The sequence below is a fragment of the Synechococcus elongatus PCC 11801 genome, assembly GCF_003846445.2.
Taxonomy (GTDB): domain Bacteria; phylum Cyanobacteriota; class Cyanobacteriia; order Synechococcales; family Synechococcaceae; genus Synechococcus; species Synechococcus elongatus_A.
Map to the genome: position 1 here is coordinate 1,132,219 of NZ_CP030139.2, position 20,949 is coordinate 1,153,167.

General features: G+C 51.2%; 15 protein-coding genes. 7 read left to right on the plus strand and 8 right to left on the minus strand.

All coding sequences use genetic code 11. The features are described 5' to 3' along the window. Positions 1 to 21: 21 nt before the first annotated feature. Positions 22 to 1,320, plus strand: a complete 1,299-nt coding sequence (locus DOP62_RS05425) for a bifunctional sterol desaturase/short chain dehydrogenase (protein ID WP_208676643.1) — start codon at positions 22 to 24, stop codon at positions 1,318 to 1,320. Positions 1,321 to 1,670: 350 nt separating this feature from the next. On the opposite strand, the gene DOP62_RS05430 is transcribed toward DOP62_RS05425, so the two are convergent. From DOP62_RS05430 to DOP62_RS05455, 6 genes are all read right to left on the minus strand, one after another. Then, complete coding sequence (locus DOP62_RS05430; RefSeq protein ID WP_208676641.1) at positions 1,671 to 2,723, minus strand: chemotaxis protein CheW; 1,053 nt, start codon at positions 2,721 to 2,723, stop codon at positions 1,671 to 1,673. 9 nt (positions 2,724 to 2,732) lie between these two features. Then, positions 2,733 to 5,615 (minus strand): hybrid sensor histidine kinase/response regulator, encoded by a 2,883-nt coding sequence (locus DOP62_RS05435; RefSeq protein ID WP_208676639.1) that lies wholly within the window; start codon positions 5,613 to 5,615, stop codon positions 2,733 to 2,735. Positions 5,616 to 5,619: 4 nt separating this feature from the next. Next, positions 5,620 to 10,350, minus strand: a complete 4,731-nt coding sequence (locus DOP62_RS05440; RefSeq protein ID WP_370538892.1) for a GAF domain-containing protein — start codon at positions 10,348 to 10,350, stop codon at positions 5,620 to 5,622. A gap of 86 nt (positions 10,351 to 10,436) precedes the next feature. Then, a complete protein-coding gene (locus DOP62_RS05445) occupies positions 10,437 to 10,943 on the minus strand; it encodes a chemotaxis protein CheW (RefSeq protein ID WP_208676637.1) in 507 nt (168 codons plus the stop codon). 25 nt (positions 10,944 to 10,968) lie between these two features. Continuing rightward, a complete protein-coding gene (locus DOP62_RS05450) occupies positions 10,969 to 11,331 on the minus strand; it encodes a response regulator transcription factor (RefSeq protein WP_208676635.1) in 363 nt (120 codons plus the stop codon). Positions 11,332 to 11,383: 52 nt separating this feature from the next. Next, positions 11,384 to 12,607 (minus strand): response regulator, encoded by a 1,224-nt coding sequence (locus tag DOP62_RS05455; RefSeq protein ID WP_208676633.1) that lies wholly within the window; start codon positions 12,605 to 12,607, stop codon positions 11,384 to 11,386. 565 nt (positions 12,608 to 13,172) lie between these two features. Between DOP62_RS05455 and DOP62_RS05460 the strand changes: the two genes are divergently transcribed. From DOP62_RS05460 to fumC, 6 genes are all read left to right on the plus strand, one after another. Then, the gene (locus DOP62_RS05460; protein ID WP_208676631.1) at positions 13,173 to 13,946 is read left to right on the plus strand and encodes a response regulator transcription factor; all 774 of its coding nucleotides are present in this window, start codon (positions 13,173 to 13,175) and stop codon (positions 13,944 to 13,946) included. Between the two features lie 12 nt (positions 13,947 to 13,958). Further along, positions 13,959 to 15,200: a sensor histidine kinase gene (locus DOP62_RS05465; protein ID WP_208676629.1), complete on the plus strand. Its 1,242-nt coding sequence runs from the start codon at positions 13,959 to 13,961 to the stop codon at positions 15,198 to 15,200. Between the two features lie 14 nt (positions 15,201 to 15,214). Continuing rightward, entirely contained in the window at positions 15,215 to 15,946 is a 732-nt protein-coding gene (locus tag DOP62_RS05470) for a pseudouridine synthase (RefSeq protein ID WP_208676627.1), read from the plus strand. A gap of 18 nt (positions 15,947 to 15,964) precedes the next feature. Further along, positions 15,965 to 16,564 (plus strand): helix-turn-helix domain-containing protein, encoded by a 600-nt coding sequence (locus DOP62_RS05475; RefSeq protein WP_208676625.1) that lies wholly within the window; start codon positions 15,965 to 15,967, stop codon positions 16,562 to 16,564. A gap of 162 nt (positions 16,565 to 16,726) precedes the next feature. Continuing rightward, positions 16,727 to 17,581 (plus strand): formyltetrahydrofolate deformylase, encoded by an 855-nt coding sequence (gene purU / locus DOP62_RS05480; RefSeq protein ID WP_208676623.1) that lies wholly within the window; start codon positions 16,727 to 16,729, stop codon positions 17,579 to 17,581. 36 nt (positions 17,582 to 17,617) lie between these two features. Further along, positions 17,618 to 19,009 carry a class II fumarate hydratase gene (fumC, locus tag DOP62_RS05485; protein WP_208676621.1) on the plus strand — a complete coding sequence of 464 codons (1,392 nt, stop codon included), beginning with the start codon at positions 17,618 to 17,620 and terminating at the stop codon, positions 19,007 to 19,009. Positions 19,010 to 19,166: 157 nt separating this feature from the next. On the opposite strand, the gene DOP62_RS05490 is transcribed toward fumC, so the two are convergent. Beyond that, entirely contained in the window at positions 19,167 to 19,706 is a 540-nt protein-coding gene (locus DOP62_RS05490; RefSeq protein WP_208676619.1) for a DUF1349 domain-containing protein, read from the minus strand. Between the two features lie 143 nt (positions 19,707 to 19,849). Further along, entirely contained in the window at positions 19,850 to 20,890 is a 1,041-nt protein-coding gene (locus DOP62_RS05495; protein ID WP_370538893.1) for a tetratricopeptide repeat protein, read from the minus strand. Positions 20,891 to 20,949: the final 59 nt, after the last annotated feature.

Below are 20,949 nucleotides of genomic sequence, written 5' to 3' on the forward strand. Positions count from 1 at the left end.
GGATGTGTTTGACTGCCATTCATGGCTGCGGCTTGGACTGTTGCGATCGGCCTGTCTCTGCTGTCGATTCTCTGGGTCGAACTCGTTCGCGATAGCTACCATACCCTGGCTCACTACTGGACGCCGCTCTATCGGCTGCATGTCTGGCATCACAAAGTCTTTCGTCCGGATCTGACAGTGGTCGACCCGACGGTTTACCGTCGAGCCCAGTGGTACAACGATGTCCCTGAAGCGAGTGTCATGTTGCTCTGCGGAGGGCTGTGGGGTTGGTGGGTCCAGCCTTGGTTATCAGTAGGGCACTGGTTGCCCTTTTTGGGCTGTGCCTACACCTTGATTTTCTTGGGTGGGGCGATCGCGCGCGGGTTAGCTGTCCCCAAAGCGGATACCTTCACAGATCTCACCCATTTACCAGGTCCGTTCACAGAACCGCCCAGCACGCTATTTGTGAATCGCACCTATCATTGGCGCCATCACTTTGATAGTCAGACTGCTTATTTCTGTGGCACGTTTTCGTTTTTGGACAAGCTGATGGGAACTGCACTCTCGCTTAAGGGCAAAACAGTTGCGGTCACCGGTGCGGCTGGAGGCTTAGGGCAAGCACTGATTATTGAACTCCAGCGAGCTGGAGCTACCCCGATCGCTTTGACGAGTGGAAGCCGTCCTCTACCCGCTAGCTTTACAGATTTGGGTGTACGGGTACTGCGCTGGCAGGTTGGGCAGGAAGCCGCGATCGCAGACGAATTGCAGCGGATTGATATCCTGCTGCTTAATCACGGTGTCAATGTCCTGCGCGATCGTTGCGCGACAGCCATTGAGCAATCCTACGAGGTCAATGCTTTTTCCCAGTGGCGCCTCTTGGAGCTGTTCCTGGAAACCGTGACGGACAATCGCGCGATCGCCCGTAAAGAAGTCTGGGTTAACACTTCTGAAGCAGAAGTCAATCCTGCTTTTAGTCCACTGTATGAACTCAGCAAGCGAGCGATCGGTCATCTCATAACTTTGCGCCGCCTCGATTCACCGATTGTTTTACGCAAGCTGATCTTGGGCCCATTTCGTAGCGACCTCAATCCCTATGGCGTGATGTCGGCTCGCTGGGTGGCTCGCCAAGTGGTTGCTCTCGCCAAACGGGATGTTCGAAACATTATCGTGACGATTAACCCGCTAACCTATCTGTTCTTCCCACTGAAAGAAGCCAGCACGTCTTGGTACTATCGCCTCTTTAGCCGACCCACTCGGTCATCGCGATCGCTCACATTTACAGACTCTTCAGAGAAAATTCACACAGTAGGCAACCAGACTGAGCAGAACTCCTTACGATAAAGGCATCCTGCGATAGCCATTCTGAACTATCCAGTTAAGCCCTTCAGGCTTCGCATTCCGTGGTTGAGGAAAGCAGAATGTTAGAGTCTTTAGCATTAGCGATTGGTGTAGGAATCGTGATTGTTCTGAGCAGTTGGCATGAGGCCTCATAACAAAACATTCACTAACACCAACACACCAGTAATCAATTGGTTTCGAGACACTTTAGCCCAATCTCTAGCCTACAAATTGTCATCTTTGATCAGTTCCTTAAACTGAAGAGACAACTGTTGACAGAGGAGGGAAGAGTAAAAGCATTGTGAATCGTAAGTCAGAGTTACCTGTCCCCATTGGTTGACACACCGCTTATGCTAATCACTGCTTTGAAGATCGTCGTCTAAATCAAGAGACAGAATTTCTGCAACATCAGCAAGATCTAAATCTGGTAGGTCTGCCAGATCAGGGACTTCAGGAATAGTTTCTTCTAAGACGTGAACTTCCGATTCTGCTGCTAATGGAGGTTCTGAACGCGGAGGCAGCGATTCTAAAGCGATCGATTCAGGCTCGACGAGATCAGGTTGCTCCTGTTCGTCCTGGGTCTGTGTTACTTCTGCGAGAGTTTCCTGTTCTACTAAGGGCTGCTCAATTGCTTCAGTTGCCAAATCAAGATCTAATTCTGGGTGATCGAAAAATTCGGGATCGGGAAGGGACTCTAAATCATCCTCAGGTAGAAGTGATTCCGGTAGATCTGGAGAGCGATCAAGGTCAAAGGTAGTCGCCTGATCGGAATGGATGACGGCATCTAAAATCTCTTCTGACGTCGCTTTATTTACATTGCTGCCACTCGCTAATGATTCAGAAAGCTGAGGCTGCTTAGCAACAATAATTTCTTGGTTCGCAAGGGTCGACAAAACAGCAGTCGGTTCCAAGATAAAGGTTGGATGCTGTTCAGCAGTTTCAACGTCTTGAACCGATACAGAGGTGACGCCGTGAATATCTCCCCAGCGTAGATAACTGTCGGGCAGGCTAGTGATTTTCTGCTGAGAGAGACGCTGGAGTTGTGGCGGCTGTTCAACAGGTAATCCTAATAACTGAGTTCCGTGATCAGGTTGCTCAACCTTCATCAAGATTAAAAAGTGAGCTGATTCAAGTGGGGCTGTAGCTTCAGTTCCTGAGAGGCGCGATCGCCCCAATAAATGCTGTTCTAGATCAATCACAATGACCTGCTCACCTTGATAGGTGATTAAACCAAAACCACGTCGATGTGGATCGCCATAAATCTTAGGAGATTGAATGACCTTATAGATACTCTCAATGGGTAGGGCAAACTGCTCATCAGCAATCACGAACACTAAAAATTGCTGATAGCTAAGTTGAGGATTTTTGTTTGATCGCTGCAGCCGACGAGGGGTATAGGTAGCCATGGAAAAGCCCTAGGAGTGGTTGATCTGAATCAGTTCACGCAGCGTTTGTAGAAGCTCAGATTCGCGGAAAGGCTTTGTAAAGTAGGCAGAAGCTCCGAGATTCAAGGCCAGCTTTCGGTGCTTATCACCACTGCGCGAGGTCAACATGGCAATGGGCAGCCGTCTGACTGAATCTAGATTTTTGACTTGCGCCAAGAATCCGTAGCCATCTAAACGGGGCATCTCAACATCACAGATTGCCGCTTCAACCTGCAGACCGCCTTTGAGCTTGTCAATTGCTTCTTGGCCATCTTTGGCCTGCTCAACGCGATATCCCGCTTTTTCTAAAATACTGGCTAAAAAGCGCCGCACATTAATCGAGTCATCAATGATGAGAATGGTCTCTTGTGGGGGTAATAGATACGCGGTGGACTGAGTCGGTTCTAACGGCAGTCGATTCAGCGTATGACTATTTTGAATCCATTGCAGCAGTGCAAAGGTATCAACCAGTGGAACAATCCGTCCATCGCCCAAAATCGTACAGCTACTAAATCCTGGGGGGAGCGAGATAGTACTATTCACCTGCCGAATCGTGACTTCTTGTTCCCCCCAGTAGCGATCGACTTTAACACCGACAAAGTTGTTGCCTTGATTGATGAGCAGAACAATCGGTTCATTGATGGTGGGAACACCGTCCAAACTGACTGGCGGACAGGGGCGACTAAACTGAAACCATTGGTCAAGTTGGAGCAACGGAATCAGCGTATCGTCAAGGTTCAAAACAGTTTGACCCGCACTATTCAGAACCCACTGAGGATTGAGTTCAATAATTTCCTCGATCGCATCGGTTGGTACGGCAACCAGCATGTTGCTCACTTCAATGAGTAGAACCCGTGCAACAGAGAGTGAGAAAGGAACCGTGATCGTAAACGTAGTTCCTTGACCCGATTGCGTATCAATCTGAATATCGCCCCGAATCTGATGAAGATTTGTCCGGACAACATCCATTCCTACACCACGCCCTGAAAGTTCGGTGACCTGATCAGCGGTGGTGAAGCCAGGCTCAAAAATGAGATCAAGTAATTCGCGATCGCTTGCAGCTTCAAGGCTGGCTTGATCTAAACCCATCAACTGAGCACGTTGCCGAATCTTTTGAAGATCGACTCCGTTACCATTATCTTGAATCGTAATAACGGTTTGATTACCTCGATATGCAGCAGTAATTTCAATGGTTGCGGTTGCTGGTTTACCTCGGGATTGACGAACTACGGGCGTCTCAATACCGTGATCAAAAGCATTACGAACAAGATGCAGAAGAGGGTCAGTCAGCAACTCTAGGATGGCGCGATCGATCAGCGTATTCTCACCATTAACAATGAGCTGAACTTCTTTGCCATACTCTTGGCTGAGCTGACGAATCATACGTGGGTAACGATTCACCAAATCTGCAAAAGGACGCATTCTCACCTGTGTGAGGCGACCTTGCATTTGCTTAGCCGTACGGTTGAGCGCTTGGCCGGTATGTTCAGTCTCTTCAAGATTGGTTTCGATATCACTCGTAATTTCTTGGATCTGAACAATGGTTTCCATCACCTCTTGGGAAACCAAATGGACAGGACTATAGCGATCAAATTCCAAGATATCGAAGCTTTGCTGCCAAGAGTTTAGAGCGCCACCTACAACGCTGCTGACTGGGATTGCCGTTGCTGCGCGATCGGTGGTCGCTCGTAGCTCAAAGCTCGATTGCTCCAAGCGTCGTACCTTACTCTTAAGTGTCTGCAATAACTGTCGCATTCGCTTCAGTTGCAAACTGAGGCCATTCCGCTCGATGGTCAGTTCACCAAACAGCTCACTAATATCCTCTAACTGCTGAACAGCTACACGAACAGTTCGCACTTGGCTAACATCTGTTGCCAAATCAGAGGCACTAGATGGAGGATTGATGGTCTGAGTGGTAATCGTTTCAGGCGTAAATTCGAGCTGCGCTGTCTGAGCAACTGTCAGACCTGGCTCTGATCCCGACTGCAGATCAGCAGTGGAAACGGCTGTCCGGGGCTTGGCGAATGATGTTGATTCCCCAGTCGGGAGAAATGCCTCGGCAGCTATATCAACCTCTTCTCCCACGGCAATGGAAGGAATGGCATCTGCCAGCTCTGCCCGATAGACAAACTGATCCGGCAACGCATTCAACTGTTGAGTCAGGACTAAAGCCTGACAGTGCCTCAAGTCTTTGAGGACTTGGCCTGCGATCGCTTTGACATCTGTTGATGGCTGTTCCAACAAATCAGAAATTGAAAGACAGAACTGACTGAATTGAGGGAGTTCTAACATCTGCCCAAGTCCTGAAAGTTCTTGGGCAACGATCGCAAACTCTTCTCGCAGACAAGGATGATTTGGCGTCTGTAGCACAGTCTCCAAACGTTGCAAACATCCCTCCACTTCGGATTCAAACAGGAGCGATCGCATATCGTCTCCCGCTTCTTCCGACAGGAGAGCAAGATCATTCTCCGGCTGCGGCTCACCGAACTGATCTCGCAACAATCCAAACAGGGGATGAATATGTCCCTCAAGCCATTGATCCGTTGGTTCCGTTCCCTGTCGATTCAGCTGGAGCACCTGATGAACTTGGTCAACCGCATGGAGGAGCTGCCGTTCCAAGGGCTTTTCAAGGGTTTTGCCTGCTCGCATCACCTTGAAAAAGTCCTCTAATTGGTGGGCGAGATCACTAAGGACAGTGAAGCCCATCATGGCTGCGCCACCCTTAATGGAATGGGCAGCCCGCAGGATCAAATCAATCGTGGAACGGCGATCGCTAGTTTGGCTGATGTCACTAAGCTCTCGCTCAATCGTACTGAGATAGTCTTCAGCTTCTTCCAGAAATTGAAGCCGAATCACGGCTTGAGGATCACTCATGGCTCTATTCCTCAGCACCCACTCTAAAGGTATCAACGGAGGATTTGAGTTTTTGAGCAACGGCAACAGTCGACTGAAGGGAAGTCGAGATATGGCGGGATGTATCCGAGATTTCTTCAGAGAAGTCTGCCATCTCTTTCATCAGGTCAGTCACAATGTTCGAAGTTTGAGACTGACTGACTGTTGCTTGTGAAATGGCTTGAACCAATTGGTCAATCTGTTGAGACACAAACACGATTTCCTCAAGATTTTTCTTCGCCGTTTCGACAAGTTGCGTCCCTTCAACCACCTGGCTCGTGCCCGTTTCCATGGCAGTCACCACCTCATTGGTTTCTTGTTGAATGGCTTCAACAATCTGCTCAATTTCTTTGGTAGCAGCAGCAGAGCGGGTTGCCAGCTCACCCACCTCCTCTGCAACGACTGCAAAGCCTCGACCTTCTTCGCCAGCTCGTGCCGCCTCAATACTGGCGTTAATTGCCAAGAGGTTGGTCTGAAGGGCGATCTGGTTAATCAGCGAAATTACCTTGGAGATCTGTTGTGAAGACTCACCCAGTCGTTTCACTTTTTTCGCAGTCTCAGCAACTGTTTCGCGCAAGTGGAGGATGCTCCGTACGGTTTCATCCATGGTTTGACCACTGCTGATTGCCGTCTCAGACGACTTCCGAGCCACCTCAGCAGCTTGGTTTGCTGTGTTGGAGACGGCAACGATGGAGTTGGACATCTCCGCTACAGCATTCAGCGTCTGTTTAATCTTCTCGGCTTGACTTTGGGAGTCAGCAGCTAGACGTTGCATCGAGTTGGCATCGCTATCCAGAGAAGCATTCACCTTCTGGGTGGAAGCTTTCACTTGCACCACAACTGCGCGCAAACTCTCAATCAAGGAGTTGAAAATGTCAGCAACAGTACTAATTTCTCCAGCTGAGATATCTGCCCGAACCGTTAGGTCACCCCGGGATGCTTCTTCAACATCACTGAGCAGCCGAATCAGCTCTGTTTGAATGGCTTCAGTCCGCTGGCGTTGCTCTTGTGCCAACTGTTCTGCGCGATCGCGGGACTCTTCGGCCTGCCGGAGGAAATCAGCCCGAGCCAAGGCCAAACCGACTTGTGTTGCAAGCTGGGTGAAGAGATCAATTTCTGATTGCTGCCAGTTGCGCGGGCCCGAGCATTGGTGCGCCACAAACAGGGCAATCAGTTTTTTCTCCACCACGATTGGAGCAACGAGATTCGCTCTAACAGCTAAAGGCTCCAGTTGCTTGAGATGACATTCCGTCAAGCCAGCATTGTAGATGTCTGGAGTGGCTTGAACGCGGCCAGCCGCATAGGCGTCGACCCAATCGCGCCGGAAGCAAGGGTCATCAATGGTAACGTGCAATGCTGATGGCCACTCGTAGTCCACCGATTCAGCCACGACTGTGCCAGACCAGGCTTCATCAAATTCATAAACAACCACACGGTTAGTGGAGAGCGCTCGGCGGGTCTCTTTGACTGCGATTTGGAGGACATCTTCTGGACTTGCTTGCGCAAGAAGTCTAGATGTAATCTCACGAATCTGCTCAGCACGGTTAGCCTCAGCAACTTGTTGTTCGAGGAAGCGAGCGCGGGTAATTGCCAAGCCGAGCTGTGTTGCCAGCTGACTGAAAAGATCAATTTCAGACTGTTGCCAATTGCGAGGTCCAGCGCAGTGGTGCGCGACAAAGAGAGCGATCAGCCTTTTCTCCACCACAATCGGAGCAACCAGATTTGCTCTAACTGCCAATGGCTCCAGTTGCTTGAGGTGACACTCCGTCAAGCCAGCGTTGTAAATATCAGGGGTTGCCTGAATTCGACCTGCTGCATAGGCCTCCACCCAATCGCGCCGGAAACAGGGGTCATCAATCGTGACATTTAAGGCTGAAGGCCAAGCGGAGTTCACTGACTCCGCAATAACAGTGCCGCTCCAACTGGCATCAAACTCATAGACCACCACGCGATCGGTGGCAAGGGCACGACGCGTCGCATGAACAGCCAGTTGCAAGACACTATCAACCGTCGTGGGTGAGACGAGCTGTGAGGTAATATCCCGAACGATTTTGGCACGGTTCGCCTCAGCGACTTGTTGTTCAAGGAAGCGAGCGCGAGTAATCGCTAAGCCGAGCTGTGTTGCTAGCTGACTGAAAAGATCGATTTCTGATTGCTCCCAGGTTCGAGTCCCTGAGCATTGGTGCGCAATAAACAATGCAATCAGTTTCTTCTCAATCACGATTGGAGCGACCAGATTGGCCCTGACTGCCAGAGGCTCCAATTGCTTGAGGTGACATTCTGTCAAGCCCGCATTGTAAATGTCAGGGGTCGCCTGAATCCGACCTGCTGCGTAGGCCTCCACCCAATCGCGTCGGAAGCAGGGATCATCGATGACGATGTTGAGTGAAGACGGCCAAGTTGAGTCCACCGACTCCGCAATGATTGTGCCGCTCCAGTTCTCATCAAATTCATAAACAATGACGCGATCGGTGGCGAGGGCACGACGGGTTTCTTGCACCGCTACTCGCAGCACGCTCTCAACATCTGATTGAGCAACCAAGTCCGAGGTAATGGCCCGCACCAATTTGGCGCGGTTGGTCTCTGCAATTTGTTGTTCGAGGAACCGTGCCCGAGTGATCGCCAACCCCACTTGCGTTGCCAATTGACCGAAGAGATCCACTTCTGACTGTTCCCAATCTCGCGTCCCTGAGCATTGGTGCGCAATAAACAGTGCAATCAGTTTCTTCTCGATCACGATTGGAGCGACCAGATTGGCCCTGACTGCCAGAGGCTCCAGCTGCTTGAGGTGACATTCCGTCAAGCCAGCGTTGTAAATATCAGGGGTTGCCTGAATCCGACCTGCTGCGTAGGCTTCTACCCAATCGCGCCGGAAGCAGGGATCATCGATGACGATGTTGAGTGAAGACGGCCAAGTTGAGTCCACCGACTCCGCAATGATTGTGCCGCTCCAGTTCTCATCAAATTCATAAACAATGACGCGATCGGTGGCGAGGGCACGGCGGGTTTCTTGCACCGCTACTCGCAGCACGCTCTCAACATCTGATTGAGCAACCAAGTCCGAGGTAATGGCCCGCACCAATTTGGCACGATTGGTCTCTGCAATTTGTTGTTCGAGGAACCGCGCCCGAGTGATCGCCAACCCCACTTGCGTTGCTAGCTGACCAAAGAGATCAATTTCTGACTGTTGCCAGTCACGTGGTCCTGAGCATTGGTGCGCAATAAACAGTGAAATCAATTTCTTCTCGATCACGATTGGAGCCACTAAATTGGCTTTAACGGCCAGAGGCTCCAATTGCTTGAGGTGACATTCCGTCAAGCCCGCATTGTAAATGTCAGGGGTCGCCTGAATTCGACCTGCTGCGTAGGCTTCCACCCAATCGCGTCGGAAGCAGGGGTCATCAATGACAATGTTGAGCGAAGAAGGCCAATTTGAATCGACTGACTCAGCAATGATTGTGCCGCTCCAGTTCTTGTCAAATTCATAGATGACGACACGATCGGCATTAATGGCACGACGGGTTTCCTGCACTGCCGTCCGAAGCACACTCTCAACATCTTCTTGAACCACAAGTTCCGAGGTGATCGCCCGTACCAGCTTGGCGCGATTGGCCTCGATCACTTGTTGCTCTAGGAACAGAGCACGCGTCATCGCCAGACCGACTTGCGTTGCCAATTGGGTGAGCAAATCAATTTCAAACTGTTGCCACTGGCGCGGTCCCGAACATTGATGGGCAATAAACAAGCCAATCAGTTGCTTCTCAACGATGACCGGTGTAACGAGGTTGGCACGAACCGCAAGGGGAGCCAACTGGCGCAGGTGACATTCCGTCAAGCCAGCATTGTAAATATCTGCCGTCGCCTGCACACGACCCGCTGTGTAAGCATCAATCCAATCTTTGCGGAAACAGGGATCATCAATCGTGATGTGCAGAGCTGGTGGCCAACCTGGATCAACGGACTCAGCAACGACGGTGCCCGCCCAAGTTTCATCAAACTTGTAAAGGATGACGCGATCGCAGCCAAGTGCAATCCGAGCTTCTTGAACCGCAGCGTTGAGAACGTCAGCGACACTCGATTGAGAAATCAGACGCAATGTGATTTCACGAACTAGCTGATTGACTCGCACCGTGACCGAGCGTTGCTGCTCTCGACTCACTTCTGCTGTTGCAAGAACAGTTTGAATTTGAGTGGCAGCTTGATTGACTTCCTGCCCAAGCACCGCGATTTCATCATCCCCATCAGCGGCGACAGCAACGTTCAAATCCCCTTGACTCAATTTTTCCAGTGCGTCGATGACCGCCTGCAGTCGTTGGCTACTACGGCTGGCTAAGGCCGCGGCAATCACCCCAACGGCCAAAGCTGACAACCCTGTCCCCCACAAGAGGGTGAAGAAGAGGCTGCGCTTGAGTTGTTCAGCTTCTTGTTGCGCAGTCGCACTCCCGCTTGTCTGGGCCATCTCCGTGATTGAACGGTTGACCAAACTGTGGGTAATCATGCCAACACCCAAGACTGGCAGCACCCCCATCGCGATCGCCAACAGTGTCAGCTTCAACTTCAATCCTGAGCGGACGGGCTTGCTGCCAGTACTAGAGGAATTCTGACCATTGGCTGAGGGGGTTCCCAGATCAGCGCCTATCACACCTTGATTGAAATGCTCAGCAGTGGAGTTGCCAACTTGGGGCGCAGCATTTTCAGGGCGTTGGGTGGTGGACATGATAGGTCTATTCCTTTGGAGTGGAAGTTTGAGGGAAGTGAAAGGTTGGGCAAAAAGACACAAGTCACCGTCAACAAGCAACGGGACTAGGTGACTTGAGGCTTGAGGTTGTTGCTATTCGCGATCGCAGCGGAATCGAGTACCAGCAACAGTTCTTGGTCGTACAGGTAGCAGCCTCTGAGGTAGGGCACCAAACTGGCCTCAACGGCCCCAACCGGTGACTGGATGCTGCTAGGGTCTAGTCGACTGAGACCTTCAACTTGCTGAATGGCTAAACCGAGTAATTGACCCGCAACTTGGATGACAACAACGGCATATTGCCGGAGATCAAAACTCAGGGCTGGAAAACCCAACAGCTGAGGAAGATCAATCATCCAAACGACGCGGTTGCGATGGTTAAACAGCCCCAAAACGGTACTGGGCATGTTGGGCATGAGGGTCAACTGATGGGGATTCACCATCACGACTTCCTGAGCCTCAATCGTTGGGATGACGGCGATCGCAACATCACTCAGTCTGAGCCGCAAATAGGACTGAACTGATTGCGTGGCTAGCGATCCGGGTGTCAAGCCAAGCAAGAGCGAGCTATTCATGTCATACCTGACGGGATTACCATTCCTAGGAGTCAACAGAACGAACAGCTTTCACCAAATCCTCTTGTTTAAAAGGCTTGGTTACGTAAGCATCGGCTCCCTGCTTCATCGCCCACAACCGATCGATTTCCTGATTTTTGGAACTGCAGACAATCACCGGCAGTTTTTCAGTCTCAGGATTTTTCTTCAGGCTGCGGCAGAGTTCAAAACCACTCATGCCAGGCATCACCACATCCGTGACCACGACATCTGGTTTGTACAAATCCACCTTACTTAAAGCATCTTGGGCGTTATTCGCCCCAATCACGGTGTAGCCACTGGCCTGTAGGTAAGTGGTAATCAGCTCCATTTCGGAAGCCGTATCTTCAACAACCAGCACTGTGCTCATGGGATGTTTTGCTTTGGTGAAAGAGGAAGAGACAGAGAGAAGGACAGGTCAATCACGCACGAACATACTGCTCAACAACGTTGAGTAACCCCTCCCGAGTGAAAGGCTTCGTGAGATAGTCAGTTGCTCCTGACATCTTGGCTTTCGCTCGATCGATCAAACCCGTGTTGCCTGTCACCATAATAATTGGCGTGTTTTTGAAGTTTGGATGGTTTCGAACAACCTTACAAAATTTGTAACCATCAACATTCGGCATTCCCACGTCGAGCAGGATAATGTCAGGTTCAATTCGCATGACCTCCATCAATGCCTTCACCGAGTCGATGATGGTAATTACCTCAAAGTGATCTTGATCTAGGAATCGTCGTAACTCGCTTAAGATGATCGGGCTGTCATCGATACAGACAATCTTGACTTTCTGATTGGCTGTGAAATCGCTTCCTTGATTTGCGATCGATGTGGAGGACTGGCTGACAAAAGCACTTCGAGAGGACGTGCGATCGGAGTTGCGCAGAGGAGGCAGCTTATCAAAGGGTGGCTGCGGCTCTCGGAGAAAAACAACACCCTCTTGGATGTAGGGGTCGAGACTTCGCAGCAACTTGATTTCATCTTGATGAATGAGAGCAGCAAGATGACGCAGGCTATAGCCCTTCAATAAATTACCGAGCTTCTGAATCTTCTCTGCACTAAATTTGCTGCTGGTCGTTTGACTAAAAAGATAGGGACGCTGGAACGGGGAATAGACTTTTTCTGAGAAACTGACCCATTCTTGGATGCGATTTCCAGCCTCTTCTAATAAAGGTGGCAAAGCAAACTCAGTCAGAACAGGCAGCGAGGAATCCAACGCCAGAAACTTATGGTTTGCGTCTTCTAGACAAAGAAAAGACTCTAGAGTTTCAGCAATTAAACTCTTAATGAGCAAGTCTGACTGGAACTGATTCAGAAACCCTTCCGATCGCAGCCAAGACAGGGCTTGATAAACAGCATTCGCTTTGGGGAGATCATCTTGATCAAAGAGCGATCGCACCTGCGCACGAACCGTGCGATCGATCGCTGGAAGTTCTGCACTAAACAGCCGGAAGTTGCGCTCCAAGCAGTCAAAGGGATCAATTGAGGTCATGCCATAAAAGACATTGCCTTCATGGAAGTAGAAAATCCAGCTAATCTCTTGATTGAAGACGGTTAAACATCCACTCGCCTTAGAGTCAGCTAGCTGACTAAGGAGCTGTACTGGCTTCAACATTGCTGTTGATCGATCTGTGGCAGAGTAAACCATCAACTGCGCTCCACAAAACGGACGATTTAAATGTGGGGATGACTAAATTGAGTTGAATCCTCAGGACTAGAACAGTACTGATGCCATCAGGGCTAGGCGCTCAAGATCAATACTATCCAAAAGATTAAAGATCCCTAAAGACGAACAGGAGTATCCCTTAATGTTATTAGTAACACTTAAAATTTCTTCATGATAGAGTATTAATGCTTATCATCTCTTTATGAAGAAAAATGAGTTCGCACAGTCGAGTCGACACGATAACCTCTCTAGGTGGCTTTTCGTATCGTTCTTATTAGCGAGAACTCTTTAAAACGAACTGTTAGCTGACACAACAAATCATTGGTTAATGATGCATGTTGTTATTCGATTCATTGAGAAAACTAAATTGGCTGCAAAATTGAAGCTAGGCAATCAAAGGCTATTGACCGATCGACTCACAACTGACACCTAAGAGGCGGCTGCACTCTGCGAAGAGGGTTCCTGCAACCGCGCTGATCTGCCCAATGTGTCGCTGGCGACGTGGCGATCGCGCCGTCCTATGGCTGGCTAGACAATAGGCTGTTAAATGATCTTCAACTCTCCGGCAGAACCCATGGACTCGCTGACCGTTGCGCCCCCAGCGTCGTCTCCTGCGTCACGCATTCTGGTTGTCGAAGATGAAGCAGTGATCCGGGACATGGTGGCTCTGGTACTACAGCAAGAGGGGTTTACGGTTGAAGTCGCTGCAGATGGCCAGACAGCACTGAACTATTTCCGGGGCGAGAGCCCAGAGGTGAGTGTTTCTGCAGACAGCCCCGATCTCATTGTTCTTGACCTGATGTTGCCCGCGGTCAATGGCTTGGACTTTTGTCGTTTGCTGCGACGGCAGGGAATCACCATTCCGATCTTGATGCTCAGCGCCAAGGACACAGAGACTGATCGCGTAGTGGGATTAGAGATAGGGGCTGATGACTATCTTACAAAACCCTTTGGGACCCGCGAGTTGGTGGCTCGCTGTCGAGCCTTATTGCGGCGTAGCCAAAATCCAGCGACTGAAGCGCCGATGGTCCTCTGTTACGAAGGACTCAAACTCTTCCCCGATCAATGCCGCGTGTTACTGGATGACCGTGAGCTGACGCTGTCCCCCAAGGAATTTCGCTTGCTGGAGCTGTTCATGCGTCATCCGCGCCGTGTTTGGTCCCGTGATCAGTTGCTTGAAAAAATTTGGGGGCTCGATTTTATGGGGGATAGTAAGACCATCGACGTCCATATCCGTTGGCTGCGCGAAAAAATTGAAGCCAACCCTAGCAACCCAACCTATCTACTCACCGTTCGAGGCTTTGGCTATCGCCTCGGCTAGCCAAAACAGGTCATGGCTGTCTGGGAATTTGCGCTAGGGCTATTGACTGCGGGCTTGTGGCGATGGTCTCGCCGCTGGCGATCGCCCGTGAAGGTTGCCCCCGTCCTGCCAGAGGATAACTCCCTAGAGCAGCAGCTGAAGCAGCTGAGGACGGATCTCAGCGATCGCGATCGCCTCTTCGAAGACCTTCCGACTAGTTTTCTATTGCTGGATGCCGATAACTGGGTGCTGGAGGCGAACCGTTCAGCGCGCGTGCTCTTGGCCTTGCCACCCGAGGATTACTGTCGCCCCCTATTAGAAGTCGTCCGCTCCTACGAACTCGATCGCTTGGTGGCTCGTTGCCGGGCAGCCGAAACGCCACAGACCGATCGGTGGACCTTGACGCCCGTCAATCCCGATCCCCTGCAAGTTGTGCCCCAAACACCACGGCCGGTACAGGGGCAGGCCATTCCCTTGAGCAATGGTCAGATTGGAGTTCTGCTTGAAGACCGTCAGGAACTGGTGGACTTGGCACAGCAACGCAATCGTTGGGTCTCAGATGTTGCTCACGAGTTGAAAACCCCCCTAACCTCCATTCGTCTCCTCGCCGAAGCCCTGCGCGATCGCCTGCAGGATGAGCCCCAAGCCTGGGTCGATCGCTTACTGGGGGAAACGCAGCGACTGGGACACCTTGTGCAGGATCTCCTAGAACTCAGTCGCTTGGAACAAGGGCCGAGTGGCCTGCAGAAGCTGGAGGCGATCGATTTAGTTGCTCTGTTGGAATCCGTGCACAGTAGCTTGGAGCCTCTGGCAGAACCGCTGCGCTTGGGATGGGCCTATCAAGGCCCCGATCAGGGTTTTGTACGGGGCGATCGCCAACGTCTCTACCGGCTCTGGCTCAACCTGTTAGATAACGCCATCCGCCACAGCCCCAGCGGTGGCTGCCTCTACGTAGAGCTGCGGCAGCGGGGCGACACTTGGATTTGCGATCTCTACGATGATGGCCCCGGCTTTGCCGATGTCGATTTGCCCTACCTCTTCGAGCGGTTTTATCGCGGCGATCCGTCCCGAGTTCGGCCGGTCTCACCCAGCGCGACTAGCCAGGGCAGTGGACTCGGTCTTGCGATCGCTCGCCAAATTGTTGAGGCACATCAAGGTCGCATTTCCGCACGCAATCATCCGGTCACGGGGGGGGCTTGGATTCGCGTGCAGCTTCCCCAAGAGCCATCCCTCACACCTGCGCCTAAGATCGGAGCAGGACGTCGCAGCGGTTGAGCCGCAGAGATTGCATGGCCGAACGGCTGCAGAAAATTTTGTCACAACTGGGTGTCGCCTCACGTCGGCAGGCAGAACAATGGATTGCCCAGGGACGCGTTACCGTCAATGGCCGAGTGGCTGAACTGGGTCAACAGGCTGACTTAAAGCGCGATCGCATTCACTTAGATGGGAAGCGACTCCGACCGAAACACAAACCTGAGGCTTGCTATCTGCTCTTGCATAAGCCCGTAGGCGTGGTTTCCACCTGTCGCGACCCACAGCGGCGGCGCACCGTGATCGATCTGGTCAACCCTGAATTTCGTCCCGGTCTGCATCCCGTTGGTCGGCTCGATACCGATAGTAGTGGCTTGCTCTTACTCTGCAACGATGGTGAACTGACCTATCGGATCAGTCATCCGCGCTTCCACATTGAGAAAACCTATCGCGTTTGGGTCGAAGGACATCCGCCAGAGTCAGTGCTGGAACATTGGCGATCGGGGGTGTGGCTGGAGGATGGTCAGACGCTGCCAGCGGGAGTGAAAGCCCTCCACCAGCGGGCTGAATCGACGCTGTTGGAAGTGATTTTGCACGAAGGACGCAATCGACAAATTCGGCGCGTGGCTGAGTACCTCGGGCATCCGGTTTTGCGGCTGACACGGATTGCGATCGGGCCGCTGCGCTTGGGATCGTTGCAGCCGGGGCAGTATCGTTCTCTAACGGCAGCCGAAGTGCATCGGCTCCGGCAGCTCGCCCAAGGAACCTGAGTCCTGCAATCTCTTGCTATGTTGTTTCGTCGCTCACGCTCTACTCCTCCCTCGGTTGAACAATGGCAGCAGCGTTTTCAGTCGACGGGACTGCTGCTACGTGAGCAGCGTGAAAAATTAGGTCTGACCCTTGAGGAACTCGCGCAGCTGACGCGGATTCAACGACGCCAGCTTTGGGCGATCGAAGAAGGACGCAGTGAGAGTTTGCCAGAACGGGTCTATATCCAAGGAATGGTGCGGCGCTATGCCGATGCTCTAGGTCTGGATGGCCAACAGTACGCCGATGATCTGCGATCTCTGATTACCTTGCCAGTTACCAGCAGCGATCGCCCCAGTGATCAGCCGCTCGGTCGCCTACGCACTTGGCAGTGGTACTTGCTCTATCTGTTGTTTGTCTTGCTGGCAGTCAATGGCTTGAGCTGGCTGATGCGTCGCGCTGCCCTGCAAGGGGTGAATTTAGAACAACCGATTCCGGCGCTACCAGTCGAAGACTTTTTGCCGACTCCACCCCCCAAGCCCCGGCCTCCCCAGCAGCAGGCGCAGCCCCTTGAGACCGCACCACCCAACTTGGCTGAGCAACTGCGTCAAATTCCAGCGATGCCTGCCCCGGTTCGATAAGCCGCCGGTCACTCAGCAAGCCTGATAAAGTGACAGATCGTGCCCCAGGCACTGGGTTTCCTGAACATCGTGCGATCGCTGCTTTCTGTAGCTGCCCGATGGATAGGAGACGCTTCCCTTGTCCCTCTTGTTTGGCAGCACAGAGCTGCGTCGCAGCCCCCAATGAAACGCGCCACCGCCACACTGCTGATCTCCTGTCCTGATCAGCAAGGTCTCGTCGCCCGCATCTCCAACTTCATCTTTGCGAATGGTGGCAACATTATCGATGCAGATCAGCACACAGACTTTGAAGCAGGACTATTCCTCAGCCGGATTGAGTGGGAATTAACGGGATTTAACCTCGATCGCGAGTTGATTGGTCCTGCCTTTGAGGCGATCGCCCGCCCATTGGGAGCACAGTGGCAGTTGCATTTTTCCGATCGCAAGCCACGGCTCAGTCTCTGGGTTAGCAAGCAGGATCATTGCCTCCTCGACTTACTGTGGCGACAGCAAGCCGGAGAACTGGATGCAGAAATTCCGCTAATTATTAGCAATCACGACAAACTACGGCCAATCGCTGAGCAATTTAGTCTCGACTTCCTCCATGTGCCAATTACTCGCGAGACGAAAGCTGAGCAGGAAGCTCAACAGCTAGCAGCGATCGCTGACTACGGGATTGATCTTGTGGTGCTGGCGAAATACATGCAAGTTCTGAGTTCCGATTTCTTGGCTCAGTTTCCCCAAGTGATTAACATTCACCACTCCTTTTTGCCTGCCTTTGCCGGTGCTAATCCTTACCAACGCGCTTATGAGCGAGGCGTCAAAATTATTGGCGCCACAGCGCACTATGTAACGCCTGATTTAGATGAAGGGCCGATTATTGAACAAGATGTCGTGCGGGTTAGTCATCGTGATGATGCTGATGATTTAGTTCGCAAAGGCAAGGACCTAGAGCGGATCGTCCTTGCGCGTGCAGTGCGCTTACATTTGCAACATCGGGTGCTGACTTACCGAAATCGCACCGTTGTGTTTGCTTGAGCCATTGGTTTGAAGTTGCAATACAAGGAAGTTGACATGACTGAGACTGCAAATCAACGCCGTGAAAGCGACAGTATGGGTGAGGTTCTGGTGCCCGCCGATCGCTATTGGGGGGCACAGACTCAGCGATCGCTGCACTACTTCTCCATCGGTCAAGACCGAATGCCGATTGAGGTCTGTCATGCTCTCGCGATCGCGAAGAAAGCATCTGCCCTTGCCAATCGGGATTTGGGTGTTTTATCAGCAGAGAAAGCTGATCTGATTGCTCAAGCTGCTGATGAAATTATTGCGGGCCAATTGGATGACCATTTTCCACTCTATGTCTGGATGACAGGCAGCGGCACGCAAGCCAACATGAATGTCAATGAGGTGATTGCTAATCGGGCGATTGAAATCGCCGGGGGTGTTCTTGGGAGTAAAACACCAATTCATCCCAATGATGATGTCAACCGATCACAGTCATCGAATGATGTTTTCCCCACTGCGATGCACATTGCAGCGGCTCAGGCGATCGTTCGACAACTCTTACCGAACATTGAGCGACTAGAACAAAGCCTTCAAACTAAAGTTGAGGAGTGGCAAGACATTGTCAAAATTGGCCGCACCCACTTGCAAGATGCAGTGCCATTAACGCTGGGACAAGAATTCTCAGGTTTTGTAGCGATGCTAGCCGATAATCGTCAGCGTCTCCAAAGTTCTTTGCAAGAGTTGTATCCGCTTGCTTTAGGCGGGACAGCAGTGGGCACAGGACTGAATGCACCCAAGGGATTTGATGTTGCTGTCGCTGACTACATTGCTCAATTTACAGGTCTGCCATTTGTGACTGCAGGCAATAAATTTGCCCAAATTGGTGCTCATGATGCCTTTGTGGCCTTGAGTGGAAGCCTGCGGTGTTTAGCTGTTTCACTCTATAAAATTGCCAATGACATTCGTTTACTCGCTTGTGGTCCACGTTGTGGTTTGAATGAGTTGAGTTTGCCTGCCAATGAACCCGGCTCATCGATCATGCCGGGCAAAGTGAACCCAACACAATGCGAAGCCTTAGCAATGGTCGCCGTGCAGGTCATGGGCTACGACGCTGCAGTTGCGTTTGCAGGGGCTAGTGGTTATTTAGAACTGAATGTCTATAAGCCGTTAATGGTTTACAACGTTCTGGAATCGATTCGAATCCTCTCGGATGCTAGTGATAACTTCCGGCGTTTCACTGTGGAAGGAATGACAGCAAATACTGACCAAATTAATACTTATTTAGAGCGATCGCTGATGTTAGTCACGGCACTCACACCTGCGATCGGATATGACCAAGCAGCTAAGGTTGCTAAGTATGCCTTTGAGAAAAATCTCAGTCTCAAGGAGGCTTGCTTGGAATTGGGCTGCATTAGTGCTGAAGAGTTTGACCGCTGGGTTGATCCAGCACAACTGGTTTAGGCTGATCTGAAGAAGCTGAGCAGGCTAGCAGCTGCGATCGCAAAATTTCAGCTGCTAACAGCAAGTATTACCCTCGTAGAATCATTGGCTAGACTACAAGGCCGAGTTATCAAGGTCTTTACTTTACTGGTTTTTCTTGATCTCATCTACTGAGACCCTAACTCAATCGCTGAACTTGATAGTTCTCAAAAGTTGTACGAAAGCCATTGCCTTCTGGGGAAGCGCACATCATACCAACTTGGAGTGCTTCAGCATTTGGTAGATAGGTCATTCTGAAAGGGCGATAACCTGAACACTCGTGCCAGTAAAAGAGTTGAATTGTTGATTTACGTCGTTCAACTCGTAGTTGCAGATACTCAGGTGGGTTAAGGAGCGGAGTCATTGACCAGTCAGAATAGTCATGAGTCACAACAGCACTGAGATTTTGGACATCATCTACAAATTCAATCCCCGTTTTAATCCAGTGCTTATCATCAGCGCGAATCATTAGACCAGCTTGGTCGTAGAGAGCATGATAGTCACCACGAATTTTGACTTCGATGATGAAGTCGTGAGCGATCGCCTCGAAATAGAAATGACCGCTATCACGAATAAAGTCGTAGTGAGTAATCCGCCAAAAGTCTGTCTTAGAAGCAGTTTGAACTGTTAGTTGTTTCTCTGAAACTGACCACTGAGGAGGCTCATTCAGCCATTGCATAAACTTGTCCTTGAGCTTAATTAGCTATCTAGATTCCATGCAAATTTATTTATAAATCTCCAAGAAAAGGGAATGCAAGACTATCAATAAATCCATAGAACGACACCACAAAGATCATTGTTCAGATCTGGGTATCACTGAGCTTAAAGTTGTTTCAAGGCCGTAGAAGCCTGTTGCTGTCCTTCGCGATCGCCTTTTTGTTGATATAGCAACTGTGCTTGACTGAGTGAGGCTTTAGCCTCTGATTTCAAGCCCCGAGCTAAGTATGCAAGACCCAAACGCAAGTGGAAATCAGGATTGCGGGGTTCTAGGCGCAAAGCATCGCGAAGGTAGACCGTCGCCAGGGTTGCATCGCCTTGATCGAGCAAGACTTGAGTATAGCGATCGAGGGTTTTTGCAGAGTTGCGATTTAACTCAAAAGCACGGCGATAGTTGCGATTCGCTGCTTCGCGATCGCCCAACACAAGATAGATATCTCCCGCTTTGAGCAGAATGCTGGGATTGCGCGGATTTAGACTCAGGCTAGATTGCAGTGAAGTCAGAGCAGCACGAGGATTTTTCAGGCCAAGTTGCGCAATCGCCAAGTTGGAATAGAGGTCAGCTTCTCGTGGTGCAATTCGTGTTGCTGCTTGTAATACTTGCAAGGCTTCGGAAAACTGTCGCTGTTGAAGATAAAGCTTGCCAATTTCATTGAGCGCTTGCCAGTTATTAGGCTCTACTTGTTGCCAGCGCCGATAGGTATTGATGGCTGCTGCTAGTCGGCCTTGACGCTGCTGAACTGTGGCTAAACCTCGATATGCTTCCGACCTTTTGCTATCAAGCCGTAATGACTGCTCGTAATAGCGCTCCGCAGCGGCATAGTCGCCTAAGTTGGCATAGGCCGTGGCCAAGCTAAAGGGAAAAGCGGCGTTTTGTCCATCCAAAGCGATCGCCCGCTCTAGGGACAGTGCAGCCTGCCGAAAGTCACCGAGTTCGGCATAGAGGTAGCCGATTGCAGAAGCGATACGCGCCTCGCGACCATCGAGTAATTGTGCCTGCTGATAGAGACCAAGGGCTTCAGTCCAGCGTCGTTGTTTGACAGCTTCGCTCGCCGCTTCGAGGAGACGATCCAGCTCTGGATTAGGGACAGCCGCTTGAACCGGCTCGGCCATAACAGTCGCGATCGCCGGGGCTCCAAGCACCATCAGGCCGATCACAATTCTGGCTCCAAGGCGAGCAAGCATAGTCGACTGCGGTCTGAACA